This is a genomic window from Streptomyces sp. NPDC096012 (assembly GCF_040426375.1).
Lineage (GTDB): Bacteria > Actinomycetota > Actinomycetes > Streptomycetales > Streptomycetaceae > Streptomyces.
The window spans coordinates 19,086-30,924 of record NZ_JBEOTD010000061.1; the positions used below are offsets into that span (position 1 = coordinate 19,086).

Consider the following 11,839-nt stretch of genomic DNA (forward strand, 5'->3'; position numbering starts at 1 on the left):
TGTCGCGCGCGGCGCCCTGGCGGGGCGCCGGACCCATCCGGCGGCACCGTCACACAGGAGGTCGCTCGATGCCAGCCAACCCTTTCGAAGACCCAGACGAGAGCTACCTGGTCCTGTGCAATCAGCGCGGCCAGCGGTCGCTGTGGCCCGCCCGGCTGCCGGCCCCCGCCGGATGGCGGGTGGAACTGCCCGCGACCTCCCTGGGCCGCGCCCGCGCCCACGTCGAACACGTCTGGCCGGACGTGCGCCCCTGCCCGTCCGCGGCGGTCGGCTCCACCGCTTCCGCCACGTCCACCGCCGAAACCCTTCCCGTGCTCTTCGAACGGGTGGTGGCCGAGCACCGGCAACTGCCCGCGGTCGAGAGCGAGAGCACCACGATGACGTACGGTGAACTGGCGAACCGGGTGAACCAGTTGGCCCGGCGGCTGATCGCGGCCGGTCTCGGCCCCGGCGACCTCGTCGGGATCTGCGTCCCGCGCGGAACCGACCAGGTGGTGGCGGCACTCGCCGTGACGACCGCCGGGGCGGGCTACGTCCCCCTGGACCCCGGTTATCCCGCCGCGCTACTGCACCACATGTTTGCCGACTCGGGGCTGCGGACTCTGCTGCACACCGGCCACCCGCCGGTACGCGTCACCGGACTGGAAACCCTCGACTTGGCCGCCCCCGACCCTGCTCCCCGTCCGGACCGGCCGGTCACCGACGACGAGCGGCGGCGGCCGCTGCACGCCGAGGACACCGCGTATGTCATCTACACCTCCGGCTCCACCGGGACGCCCAAGGGCGTAGTGATCCCCCACGCGGGCATGGCGGCGCTCGCCGAGACGCAGCGGCGCTGGATCGGCCCCGGACCCGGAGACCGGGTGCTCCAGTGGGCCTCGTTCAACTTTGACGCCGGCTTCTGGGACCTGACGCTGGCCCTGCTGTCGGGGGCGACCCTGGTGCTCACCGACGACCGCGCGGTGCTGCCCGGAGAGGAGCTGCGCCGCACCCTGATCGGCCGGCGGATCAGCCACGCGGTGCTGCCTCCGGTCGCGCTGACCGCCACTGACCCGGACGGTGTCCTGCCCGGCGGGGTGGTGCTCTCCACCGGCGACTCCTGCACTCAGGCGCTGGTGGCCAGGTGGGCGCCCGGCAGGCGCATGTTCAACGGGTACGGGCCCACCGAGATGACCGTCGGAGTGACCATGGCGGGCCCGGTGCGGCCGGGCGAGCCGGTCAGCATCGGCGAACCGTGGCCGGGCAACGAGGTTCGGGTGCTCGACGTCGACCTCGAGCCCTGCCAGCCCGGCGAGGACGGCGAGCTCTACCTGGTGGGCGAGGGTGAGGCCCTCGGCTACCTCAACCGGCCCGCCCTGACCGCGGAGCGCTTCGTCGCGGACCCGTACGGCCGCCCCGGGAGCCGGATGTACCGCTCCGGCGACCTCGGCCACTGGGACAAGGACGGCAGGCTCTACTTCACGGGCCGCGCCGACCGGCAGGTCAAGCTGCGCGGCTTCCGGGTCGAACTGGGCGAGGTCGAGGCGGCGTTGGAAGCCTGCGAGGGAGTCCGGCTCGCCGCGGTGGTCGTGGCCGGCGAGGTGGACTCGGCGCGCCTCGTCGCCTTCGTGGTGCCCGGCGCGGACCCGGCCGACGACCTCGCGGAGGACCTGCGCGGGCGGCTCGCGGCGCGGTTGCCCGCGCACATGGTGCCCTCTCGCGTCGAGGTGACGGGGTCCCTGCCGATGACCAGCAACGGCAAGATCGACCGGCGCGACCTGGAGCGACGGGCGGCCGTGAGTGCCGCCACGCCGCCCGGTGGGCCGGCCGCCACCGTCGCCCCCTCCGACCGGGTGGCCGCGCTGTGTGCGCTGACCTCCCGGGTACTCGGGGTGTCCGTGGTCGAGCCGGATGACAACTTCTTCGACCGGGGCGGACATTCGGTGCTGGCGGTGCGGCTCGCCAAGGCCGTGCGGGACGAATGGGGGATGACCCTGCCGGTGCGGGCCGTCTTCGAGCGGTCCACCATGGTGGAGCTGGCCGCCCTGCTGACGGCGGACTGAACCCGACGGAGCACGGGTGGCAAACGGCGCGGGCCGCGGACCAGGCCGGGACGGGCCCACGGGCCACGGGCCCGCGTGGCCCACGCCGGCCCGGCGGGGACGTCTGAACGGAAGGCGGACGCGGCTCAGTCGAGCCGCAGACGCAGGGCGCTGTGGCCGAACAGGAACGTGGAGTAGACGCGCGGCGGTTCCGCCAGGATCTCGATCCGGTTCACCCGGCGCACCAGTGAGTCCAGTACGGCGGACAGCTCCAGTCGGCCGAGGAAGGCGCCCAGGCAGAAGTGAGGGCCGTGCCCGAGGGCGAGGTGCGGGTTGTGCGCCCTGCCGACGTCGAAGGTGCGGGGCCGAGCGAAGACCTCGGGATCGTTGTTGGCCGAGGTGTTCCACAGAGTGACGATGTCGCCGGCCGACACCTCGGCATCCCCGATCCGCAGGTCGACGGTGGCCGTACGGGCGAAATGCATGGCCGGGGTCACCCAGCGCAGTACCTCCTCCACCGCCGACCGCACCGCCACCTCACCGGTGCGCAGCCGGTGCCACTGCTCCTCGTGGGCGCCCAGCGCGTGCAGGGCCCCGATCGTGGTCACCCGCGTGGACTCGTCGCCGCCCAGGATGAGGCTGTAGCAGTTGAGGGCGAGATCGTCCTCCGTCATCGGCTCGCCCTCCACCTGGGCGCCGGCGAGCATGCTGATCACGTCCTCGCCGGGGCGGCGTCGACGCTCGCGGACCACGTCCACGAAGTACGACAGGATCTCGTTGCGGGCCTCCAGCGCGTCGAAGGGGTCGTCCTCGGCGCTCTCCGACGACAGCGCGCGCTTGTTCCAGCCCAGGAGCGAGGGCCGGTCGGCGGCGGGCAGCTCCAGCAGGTCGCACACGGTGTTGAGCGGCAGATGCTCTGCGATGTCCCGAGCGGCGTCGGCCTCGCCCGTACCGACCACGGCGGCCACCAGGGCGTCGGCCCGCTGCCGCACCGCCTGCTCGACGTGCCCCAGCACCCGTGGCGAGAAGGCACGCAGCATCGCCTGGCGCAGCTTGCGGTGGCGGGGCTGGTCCATCACCGCCAGCATCCGCCCACCGGCCGAGTCGCCGCCGCTCAGCAGGACGTCCAGCACCGTTCCCCGGGCCGAGCTCAGCCGGGCCGCGTCCTTGTAACAGGTCTGGACGTCACGGTGCCGGGCCACCGCCCAGAACCCGGGGCGGCCGTCCGCGGGGGGATGCCAGCGCACCGGATCACTGCGCCGCATCCGGTCCCAGTACGCGTACGGGTCGTGCTCGACGAACGCCGTCGGGTCGGTGAGGTCGAGAACCGCCCCGGAGGTGTCGTCGTCCGGGCCGTCGCACACGGCGCCGCTGGGGGAGGAGACCACCAGGAGACTCCTTTCGGCCCGGACACGGGGCCTTCGCGAAGGGCTCGGCGTGGACACCGGGCCACTACGGGGGTGCTTGTTTCCGGTCTCGATCCTCACCCTTCGCGCCCGCGCCCCAGGCGGCGCTGAATGAATGATGAAGGTTTCCGCGGCGGTCCCGAGCGTGCGTGCGACTCTCACTTTCGAGACGGCGAAGGGGGAATCGGCCATGGGCGTGCACCGCGGATCCGTGCGCACGGTGGCGCACACGGAACGCCCCAGGCTCCGGCTGCTCGGGCTGCCGCACTCCGGCGGCCGCGCGGAGAACTTCGCCGGCTGGCGAGCCGCGCTCCCCGCCGCGTTCCCCGGTACCGTCGAGCTGTGCGCCGCGCAGTACCCCGGGCACGGCGACCGGCTGGCGGAGCCGCCGGCGGAGGATGTCGGCGCGATCGCCGAGGAGATCGTCACCGACCTGACCCGGCTTCCACCGGCGGACCTGCTGCTCTTCGGCCATAGCTTCGGCTCGGCCGTCGCCTGCGAGGTGGCCCGCAGGTGCCCCGGGGCGGGCCTCGACATAGCCCTTCTCGTCGCGTCCGGCGCCTGGGCCCCCGGGGACCCGGCCCGGCCCCCCCGCGACGAGCACCTGCTGCCTGACGAGGAGTTGTGGGAGCGCCTCGTCGCCCTCGGGGGCATCGACCCCGACATCGCGTCGCAGACCGAGCTGCGCGACCTGCTGCTCCCCGCGATGCGGGCGGACATCGCCACGCACGAGCGCTACCTCTCCTGCCAGGACCCGGTGCGGCTCCACTGCGACGTGCACGTCTGCATCGCCCGGGGAGACCCTCTCGTACCGGTCCTGGCCGGCCGCCACTGGGGCCGGCTCACCACCGGGAACACGAGCCTCGCCATCGGACACGGAGGCCACTTCCACGTCTTCGACGATCCCGCGCTGCTGCTGGAGGACCTGGCGCGGCGGATTCCCGTCCACACGAAAAGGAGGCGGTTCGGCACATGAGTAGTCCCTGGGCAGGCCTTCGGCTGGTCGTCACCGGCGGCGGTTCGGGCATCGGCGCCGCCGTGGTCACGCGCGCGGCCGGGCTGGGTGCCGACGTCCTGGCGGTCGGACGACGGGCCGACCGGCTCGCGGAGGTGACGGCGAAGGCACGGGCCGAAGGCGCGGGCACAGCGGTGCCGTGCGCCGTGGACATCACCGCCCCCGACGCCGCCGCGCGGATCGCGGAACGCGCCGTGGAGGTGCTCGGTGGCGTCGACGCCTTGGTCAACAACGCCGGGCACGCGGTCTTCGACCGCCTGGAGGACGCCGCCGAGGCGGACCTGCGGGAGATGATCGACACCAACCTGGTGGCTCCCGCCCTGCTGATCCGGGCGCTGCTGCCCCTGCTGCGCGCCAGTCAGGGCTGTGTGGTCAACGTGTCCTCCGTCGGCGGCGTTCTCGCGATGCCGAACCGGTCGTTCTACGGGGCCAGCAAGGCCGCCCTGAACTCCCTGACCAGGTCGCTCGCCGTGGAGCTGGCGCCCGAGGTCCGGGTGAACGCCGTGCTGCCCGGCCCGGTCGACACGGGTCTGTGGGACCTGGCGGCGGGCGAGGGCGCGGACACCCTGCGCGAAAGCATCGTGGCCGGCACCCCCTTGAGGCGCTTCGGCCTGGCGCCGGAGGTGGCGGCTTGGGTGTGCCACCTCGTCGACCCCGAGACCTCGTCCTGGGTCACCGGTTCCCTGGTATCCGTGGACGGCGGGCGCACGGCCTGAGCCACGGCTCAGCAGTACCACCCGGCCTGCCTGATCCGGCCGGCCCTGCACTCAGCGGAAAGGCAAGATTCAGATGACGCAGACCGCTTCACCGTATTTCGCCCCGGCCTCGGCGATCCCCTCCTCCTGGCTGTACGAGTCCTTCCGGATCGCCAACGAGCGCGAGCGGGAGCACCCGGGCCAGATCAAGCTGCACGTGGGCGAGCCGGCTTTCGGCCCGCCGGACTCCGTTGCCAAGGAGTTCGCCGCCGCCGTCCAGGAGGGCCGGGCCCGCTACATAGACGTACAGGGGCTCCCGGAACTCCGTGAGCGTCTCGCGGACAAGCTCGACACCGTCAACCGCGTCGACACCGAACCCGCCCGGCTCTTCGTCACCCCCGGGTCGTGTCAGGGGCTCAGCGCCCTGATGCGCAGCCTCGCCGACTCGGGCGCGGAGATCCTGATGCCGGAGATCCACTGGCCCGTACACCTGCAACAGGCCCTCTTCGCCGGATTCCGTCCGGTGTTCTACAAGCTCGACGAGCACTTCGCGCCCGACCCCGAGTCGATCCGGCAGGCGGCCACTTCCGCGACCCGGGCGCTGCTGCTCAACACCCCCGCCAATCCCACCGGTGCGGTCGCCGACCTCCCGCTGCAACAGACCCTGTACGAGATCGCCGACGAGCGGGGCTGGCAGATCATCAGCGACGAGGCCTACGAGGACTTCGCGTTCTCCGGCCCCCACCTGTCTATCGCCGCCCTGGAGCGCGACCGTCCCGCGATGCAGCGCATCGTCAACAGCGTCTTCACCTTCTCCAAGGGGCCGGCGATGACCGGCTACCGGCTCGGCTACGTCGCGGTGTCGCGACCGGAGACGGCCGCCGCCATGCGCAGCGTCCAGGAATCCTGCATCATCGCCCCCAACGCGCCAGTCCAGTACGCCGGACTGGCCGCTCTGGACGCCTCGGGAGCCCTCGCCCACAACCACGACTTCGTCCGAGGGAACCGGGACGCCGCGCTCGCCCCGCTGGTCGAGGAAGGACTGCTGCCCGCACTGCCCGGCGGCGGCTGGTACGCCATGGCCGACATCTCCTGCACCGGTCTGACCGGCGAGGAGTTCAGCGCCGAACTCATGCTCCGCCACGACGTCGTGGTGGTCCCCGGCAGCGGGTTCTCCGCACGGCCCGAATTCGCCGCGGACGGCACGATGCGACCGCTGAAGCCCGGCGGTGTCGCGTCCGGCCTGGTCCGGATCGCGTTCTGCGTCGAGCGGGAACAGCTCATCACCGGAGTGGAACGCCTGGTCGCCCTCGTCCGTGAGAAGAGGCAGCGGTGACGCTCACCGAGATGACCTACGCCTCCTACCTGAAGCTCGACGAGCTGCTGACGCTCCAGCAACCCCGCACCCCGGAGGACGAGGCGGACCTCGCCACGCTGCTCTCCGAACAGTTCTTCATCGTCAGCCACCAGACCTGCGAGCTGTGGCTGAAGCAGATCCTGGGCGACCTCGCCGCCGTAGAGGGCCACTTCCTGACGATGACCACCGTGGACCTGGAGCGGTCCGTCGACCTGCTCTACCGGTCCAGCGAGCTGCTGCGCCTGCTGCACGAGCAGCTCATGGCGCTCGAACGACTGCCGGCGGAGGACTTCGCCCAGTTCCGGAAGTACCTCGGCAGGGCCAGCGGCGCCCAGTCCAGCCAGTCCCACCAACTGGAGAGGGTTCTCGGCAGCGCCAGCCGCTCCGGTTCCCTGTTCCTCGCCTTCCGCTCCGGGCTGGAGCGGATCGGCGCCGACCTGGAGGAGATCGTCACCGCGGGGGTCGAGGCGGGCTCGTTCCACCGGGTCGTCGAGGCGATGCTCAGGGTCGGCAACGGCTTCTTCCAGTGGAAGATCGGACATGTGGGCCTGGTCATGAAGATGCTCGGGGAACAGCCCGGCACCGCCGGCACCTCAGGGGCCGCGCACCTCATGGGCCGCGCTACGATGCCGTTCACCGAACTCCACGAACTGCGCGGCAAAGTGCACGAGCGCTGGCGCCCTCAGGCGGGCTGACCGCGCCGAGCAGCGCCCCGGAACGTGCAGGCGCACGTTCCGGGGCCCGGCCGGATCAGGTGGCGGTCTCGAGGATGTAACCCCGCCCCCACACGGTGCGCAGACTCAGCCGTACGCCGTCCAGCCGCTGACGCAGCCGCATGATGTGCAGGTCCACCGCGTTGCTGGTGACCGTCTCGTTCCTGATCCCGCCCAGGGCCTCCTTCAGCGTGTCCCGGCGGACGAGATGGCCGAAGTCGGACAGGAAGCACCGCATCATCTCGCTCTGCGCCTCGGACATCGGCACCGACTGACCGCCGTAATAGAGAATCCCGGTGGGATCCAGCGCGGGTACGAAGTCGGTTCCGGTGCGCCGCTGAAGCGTGTGGACGCGAGCCGCCAGGTCGAGCCGGTCCACCGGCGGGCGCACCCAGTCCTCGATGGGGGAAATGTCGCTCGGCGGCGCCGTCTGACCCTCCAGGACCAGCAGGCATGGCAGTCCCGCCTCGCGCAACTGGTCGCGTTCGTGGCTCTGCACCGGCCAGCGGAGGAACCTGACTTCCTTCTTGTGCGTGAGCGTGGCCATGGTCCTGCCCCCGTTCTCCCGTGACGAGTGACAACTCGTGACCGAGGTCCGGCGGCGTCGTCGGGGCATGCGCGCGTTCCTGCGGCACCGCCGCCGGAAGGACTGCCGACGGTGCTCCCGGAACCGGTCCAGGAGGACTCTTGGACGCTTGCGTGAGGTTCTGCTGGCTGGCTTCGACGCCGGACTCCCGCGTGACTTCGTCACCGGCCCCCGTGTGTCCGATCCTGCCGCGTCTCGATTCCAGGCCGATGCCGGGTGGATTCCGCCCCGGCGGGGACTGGATTCCGGCTCGGAGCGTGGCGCGCGCTCCACCGCGACGAACGCGGCGGGGACGCCGAAAGAACCGCGACACGTTCGCGTGGGGCCACCCGGTGATCGGCAAGGCATGCCGGAGTGCAAGCGGCCGCCCCGGCCACTGACCACGGTCACGATCAGGAGCACACGATGACGAACGAGAACACCACACCGAGCCGCCGGGTCGCCGTCGTCGGCGCCGGCATCACTGGACCGCTGCTGTCTCTGTGCCTGGCCAGGCTTGGGTTCGAGGTGAACCTGTACGAGGCATACGTGCGCCGGGCGCAGGACGTCGGCTCGTTCCTCAACCTCGCCCCGAACGGGCGGGCCGTACTGGAGCGTCTGGGGCTGGCCGACCGGATCCTCGAACAGGGCGTCGTGGCGACGTCCATCGACTTCACCAACCACAGAGGTCGGGAACTCGCCCGGAACCCGGAACGCACCACCAACATCATGCGTGGCGAACTCAGCGGCGCTCTGCGCGAGGCGGCCACCGACAGCGGGGTGAAGCTGCATACCGCCAAGCGCCTCGTCGCACTGGACGAGAACGGCGACGGCCGCTGGCGCATCGGCTTTGAGGACGGCACGCACGCCGAGGCCGACATCGTGCTGGGCTGCGACGGCGTGAACTCCGCCACGCGCCGGCTGCTGCTCCCCGACGCGCCCCGGCCCACCTATACCGAGGTGGTCGGCTCAGGGGGCAGGTCCGAGATCGACGCCGCGGAACTGCCCGTGGACGGCCGGTTCCACATGGTCTTCGGTCTGCGCGGATTCTTCGGGTACCAGGTGGTGTCGCCCGGCGTCGTGTGGTGGTTCGAGAACCACAAGGAGACCCGTGAACGCACCTTCGCCACACTCGCCGAGATCGACGACGCGCGGTGGGTGGCGGGGCTGGCCGACCGACACCGCCCCGACCCCGCCGTGATCCGGCGCGTCCTGAAGGCCTCCGCCGGACCGGTCGGCCGGTGGCCGGTCCACGAGGTGCCGCCTCTGGACACCTGGCACCGGGGGAGCGCCGCGGTGCTGGGGGACGCCGCGCACGCGGTGGCCCCGCACCTGGGGGCCGGCGCCGCGCTCGGCCTGGAGGACGCCTACGAACTCGCCCTGGCACTGCACCAACATTCGTCCGCGCCGCGGGCGTTCGCCGCGTTCGAGGAGTCCCGGAGGGAGCGGGTCGCCGCGATGGCGAAGCAGGCCCGGCAGACGGGGGCGGTGATGACCCCCGACCGGCGGATCACCCGCGTGATACGCGACCTGATGCTGCCGACGGCCATCAAGCAAGGGGTGCGCAAGGGCACCGAGGCCTATTCCTACCGGCCTTCGCCGTGGCCCTTGCGGGTCGTCTGAGACGACCGCGGATCCCGAGACCTCCTGCTGCCCCCTCCTCGCGGGTATCGACCCCGCGAGGAGGGGGCCGGTGTCTCAGCGCAGGGGACCGGTGACGATCCACAGGTGACCGAACGGGTCGCGCAGGCGTCCCTCCCGCTTGCCGTACGGCCGGTTCTCCACCGGGACGACCACGGTGCCACCGCCGGCCACCATCCGCTCGGCGACGGCGTCCTGGTCCGTGAATTCCGCCTCCAGGAGGACCGGGGAGCCGCCGACGTCGTCGGGCGAGAGCCAGCCCCACTCGGACACAGCGGGGGACAGGGAGAGCGGGGAACCGCCGATCTGCAGGACGACGACCATCACGCGGCCGCTGTCGTCCTCGGCGCGGAAGACCTCCTTGGCGCCCATGGCCTTCTGGTAGTAGGTCGCGGCGGTGTCGGGGTCCGGGACGATCAACCGTGGCGTCAGACTCATGCGCTGACCCTATATGCCCCCTGTGGGGACCCGCCGGATTCGACGCGAACAGTTCAAGCCACGTCCTGCGGCCCCGGCCCGCCTACGGCTACCGCGCCCGGTCCTCCCCGTCCGCCTGAAGGTCTCCGGCTGCTCCCTCCCGCACGGTCGCGTGTATCTCGGCGATCCGTTCCCGCTCCTCCGCCGCGAACCGCTCGGCGTCGAGGCGTTCGGCGATCTCCTCGTCCTGGTTCATCAGCAGGTCCAGGTTGGAGTCCCCCAACTCCAGTACGCCCAGGTCGACATAGGCTTGCTGCAGTCGTCTGCCCCACAGCCCGATGTCCTTCACGCACGGCACGATCCGGCTGAACAGCAGCTTGCGGAAGAGTCGCAGACCCCCGGACTCCTCACTGAGCCGTTCCGTCTCGGCCCTCGGGATGCCGAAGTTCTCCAACACCTGGGTCCCGCGCAGCCGGTCGCGCATCAGATGGCAACCCTCGATGACGAACTCCTCACGCTCGCGCAGTTCGGCGTCGGTGAGCTGCCGGTAGTAGTCGCGCAGTGCCATCCGCCCGAAGGCGACGTGCCGCGCCTCGTCCTGCATCACGTACGCGAGTATCTGCCGGGGCAGCGGCTTGTCCGTGGTGTCCCGGACCAGACCGAAGGCGGCCAGCGCGAGCCCTTCGATGAGCACCTGCATCCCCAGGTACGGCATGTCCCACCGGCTGTCGCGCAGCGTGTCGCCCAGAAGGGCCTGCAAGTTGTCGTCGACCGGGTAGACCAGCCCGATCTTCTCGTGCAGGAAGCGGCCGTAGATCTCGGCGTGCCGGGCCTCGTCCATGGTCTGGGTGGCGGAGAAGAACTTCGCGTCCAGGTCCGGCGCCGACTCCACGATCCGCGCCGCGCAGACCATGGCGCCCTGCTCACCGTGCAGGAACTGGCTGAACTGCCAGGAGGCGTAGTGCCGGCGCAGCTCGGACCGGTCGCGCTCGGACATCCTCGCCCAGTAACGACTGCCGTACACGGACATGGCCTCGTCCGGCGTCCCGAGCGCGTCGTACGGATCGACCTCCAGGTCCCAGTCGATGCGCTTGGCCCCGTCCCACTGCTTGTCCTTACCCTTCTGGTAAAGGGCGAGGAGCCGTTCGCGTCCGTCGTCGTACTCCCAGCTGAAACGGGCGGCGCCGGAGGCGGGCACTTCCCAGTGCGAGGCGTCCGGGCCGTCGGCGTACACGTCGAAGGTCGGCATACACGGCAGACTCTCACACATAGGCACCGCGTGGTCACCCCCTGACCTGCGACCGGGCGGCAGAGCGCGTGACCGTCGGTCAGGACAGACTTCGGCTCGTCAGGCCTCTCTGTCTGCCTGCCTGTCTCGAACCGCCAGGCCACGCCCCCGAACTGCTGCCGCAGGCGCACCCGGTACGGGCCGTACTCTCCGATCGGCAGGTAGGGCTCGATGAACTCCCCTCCACTGTGCGTCAGTTGCACTCGCGTCACGTGACAAGGTCTGCCGGTCCAGGCCCCGCCGCCAGGGCGCTTCCCGCACAGTGATCACGGTCCGATATGAGCCCCGAGATCAGCCGAGACCACGATGGGCGGCCCACAACGCCCCGGCACGGCTGGCAGCGTCGGAGACCAGGGCCGCCAGTTCGGGTTCATCGGGGACAGGGAACGAGACGTACGCGCCCCGACCGCCACCGACTGGTCTGCCGTAGGCCTTCACTGCGAGGTGGCCGTCCGGGAGGAGCCGGACGTTGAGTGTGGTCAGCATGAATGCCTCACCACGTCGAGTGTCCGTCCAGCGGAGCGCCTGCGGGATCGTGACATTGATCGCCAGAGCACTTACTTCCAGATCGCTGCTCATGGGCGGATGATCTCACCCGAGTCGCCGCAGACGGCCGCCACCGGCTTAGACGTCGTCTCATTTGGCGAGTCTGCGGTAGCAGATGAGGCTGCAGGCGATGGCAGTGAAGGCCAGGAAGTGCTCGGCCTTGCGTTCGTAGCGT

11 protein-coding genes are annotated in these 11,839 nt (G+C 71.1%); 6 read left to right on the forward strand and 5 right to left on the reverse strand.

What is annotated here, in order from left to right; all coding sequences use genetic code 11:
• Positions 1–68 precede the first annotated feature (68 nt).
• Positions 69–2,042, forward strand: coding sequence for an amino acid adenylation domain-containing protein (locus ABVB68_RS34660; RefSeq protein ID WP_353605182.1), 1,974 nt, complete (start codon positions 69–71; stop codon positions 2,040–2,042).
• A gap of 125 nt (positions 2,043–2,167) precedes the next feature.
• Here ABVB68_RS34660 and ABVB68_RS34665 read toward each other — a convergent pair whose 3' ends face one another.
• Entirely contained in the window at positions 2,168–3,409 is a 1,242-nt protein-coding gene (locus ABVB68_RS34665; protein WP_353605183.1) for a cytochrome P450, read from the reverse strand.
• A gap of 208 nt (positions 3,410–3,617) precedes the next feature.
• Here ABVB68_RS34665 and ABVB68_RS34670 point away from each other — a divergent pair, with 208 nt between their 5' ends.
• The 4 genes from ABVB68_RS34670 to ABVB68_RS34685 all read left to right on the forward strand — a co-directional run bounded on the left by ABVB68_RS34670 (position 3,618) and on the right by ABVB68_RS34685 (position 7,189).
• The gene (locus ABVB68_RS34670; protein WP_353605184.1) at positions 3,618–4,403 is read left to right on the forward strand and encodes a thioesterase II family protein; all 786 of its coding nucleotides are present in this window, start codon (positions 3,618–3,620) and stop codon (positions 4,401–4,403) included.
• Positions 4,400–5,158, forward strand: a complete 759-nt coding sequence (locus ABVB68_RS34675; protein WP_353605185.1) for an SDR family NAD(P)-dependent oxidoreductase — start codon at positions 4,400–4,402, stop codon at positions 5,156–5,158. Before ABVB68_RS34670 ends, ABVB68_RS34675 begins: the two co-directional genes overlap by 4 nt.
• Before the next feature lie 73 nt (positions 5,159–5,231).
• Positions 5,232–6,473 carry a pyridoxal phosphate-dependent aminotransferase gene (locus ABVB68_RS34680; protein ID WP_353605186.1) on the forward strand — a complete coding sequence of 414 codons (1,242 nt, stop codon included), beginning with the start codon at positions 5,232–5,234 and terminating at the stop codon, positions 6,471–6,473.
• On the forward strand, positions 6,470–7,189 hold the full coding sequence (locus ABVB68_RS34685) for a tryptophan 2,3-dioxygenase family protein (RefSeq protein WP_353605187.1): 720 nt from the start codon (positions 6,470–6,472) through the stop codon (positions 7,187–7,189). The genes ABVB68_RS34680 and ABVB68_RS34685 overlap by 4 nt, the downstream gene beginning before the upstream one ends.
• A gap of 55 nt (positions 7,190–7,244) precedes the next feature.
• Here the strand turns inward: ABVB68_RS34685 and ABVB68_RS34690 are convergent, their stop codons facing one another.
• Positions 7,245–7,754: a helix-turn-helix domain-containing protein gene (locus ABVB68_RS34690; RefSeq protein WP_353605188.1), complete on the reverse strand. Its 510-nt coding sequence runs from the start codon at positions 7,752–7,754 to the stop codon at positions 7,245–7,247.
• A gap of 444 nt (positions 7,755–8,198) precedes the next feature.
• Here ABVB68_RS34690 and ABVB68_RS34695 point away from each other — a divergent pair, with 444 nt between their 5' ends.
• Positions 8,199–9,395: an FAD-dependent oxidoreductase gene (locus ABVB68_RS34695; RefSeq protein ID WP_353605189.1), complete on the forward strand. Its 1,197-nt coding sequence runs from the start codon at positions 8,199–8,201 to the stop codon at positions 9,393–9,395.
• 75 nt (positions 9,396–9,470) lie between these two features.
• Here the strand turns inward: ABVB68_RS34695 and ABVB68_RS34700 are convergent, their stop codons facing one another.
• The 3 genes from ABVB68_RS34700 to ABVB68_RS34710 all read right to left on the reverse strand — a co-directional run bounded on the left by ABVB68_RS34700 (position 9,471) and on the right by ABVB68_RS34710 (position 11,697).
• Positions 9,471–9,851 (reverse strand): VOC family protein, encoded by a 381-nt coding sequence (locus ABVB68_RS34700; protein ID WP_353605190.1) that lies wholly within the window; start codon positions 9,849–9,851, stop codon positions 9,471–9,473.
• A gap of 88 nt (positions 9,852–9,939) precedes the next feature.
• Positions 9,940–11,079, reverse strand: a complete 1,140-nt coding sequence (locus ABVB68_RS34705; protein ID WP_353605191.1) for a ferritin-like domain-containing protein — start codon at positions 11,077–11,079, stop codon at positions 9,940–9,942.
• A gap of 330 nt (positions 11,080–11,409) precedes the next feature.
• Positions 11,410–11,697: a hypothetical protein gene (locus tag ABVB68_RS34710; protein WP_353605192.1), complete on the reverse strand. Its 288-nt coding sequence runs from the start codon at positions 11,695–11,697 to the stop codon at positions 11,410–11,412.
• Between the last annotated feature and the right edge of the window lie 142 nt (positions 11,698–11,839).

What these genes read in the sequence shown, in the direction of transcription:
- ABVB68_RS34705 (WP_353605191.1), bottom strand. Translation starts at nt 11,079, where the DNA reads ATGCCGACCTTCGACGTGTACGCCGACGGCCCGGACGCCTCGCACTGG.
- ABVB68_RS34680 (WP_353605186.1), top strand. Translation starts at nt 5,232, where the DNA reads ATGACGCAGACCGCTTCACCGTATTTCGCCCCGGCCTCGGCGATCCCC.
- ABVB68_RS34660 (WP_353605182.1), top strand. Translation starts at nt 69, where the DNA reads ATGCCAGCCAACCCTTTCGAAGACCCAGACGAGAGCTACCTGGTCCTG.
- ABVB68_RS34670 (WP_353605184.1), top strand. Translation starts at nt 3,618, where the DNA reads ATGGGCGTGCACCGCGGATCCGTGCGCACGGTGGCGCACACGGAACGC.
- ABVB68_RS34700 (WP_353605190.1), bottom strand. Translation starts at nt 9,851, where the DNA reads ATGAGTCTGACGCCACGGTTGATCGTCCCGGACCCCGACACCGCCGCG.
- ABVB68_RS34710 (WP_353605192.1), bottom strand. Translation starts at nt 11,697, where the DNA reads ATGAGCAGCGATCTGGAAGTAAGTGCTCTGGCGATCAATGTCACGATC.
- ABVB68_RS34695 (WP_353605189.1), top strand. Translation starts at nt 8,199, where the DNA reads ATGACGAACGAGAACACCACACCGAGCCGCCGGGTCGCCGTCGTCGGC.
- ABVB68_RS34675 (WP_353605185.1), top strand. Translation starts at nt 4,400, where the DNA reads ATGAGTAGTCCCTGGGCAGGCCTTCGGCTGGTCGTCACCGGCGGCGGT.
- ABVB68_RS34690 (WP_353605188.1), bottom strand. Translation starts at nt 7,754, where the DNA reads ATGGCCACGCTCACGCACAAGAAGGAAGTCAGGTTCCTCCGCTGGCCG.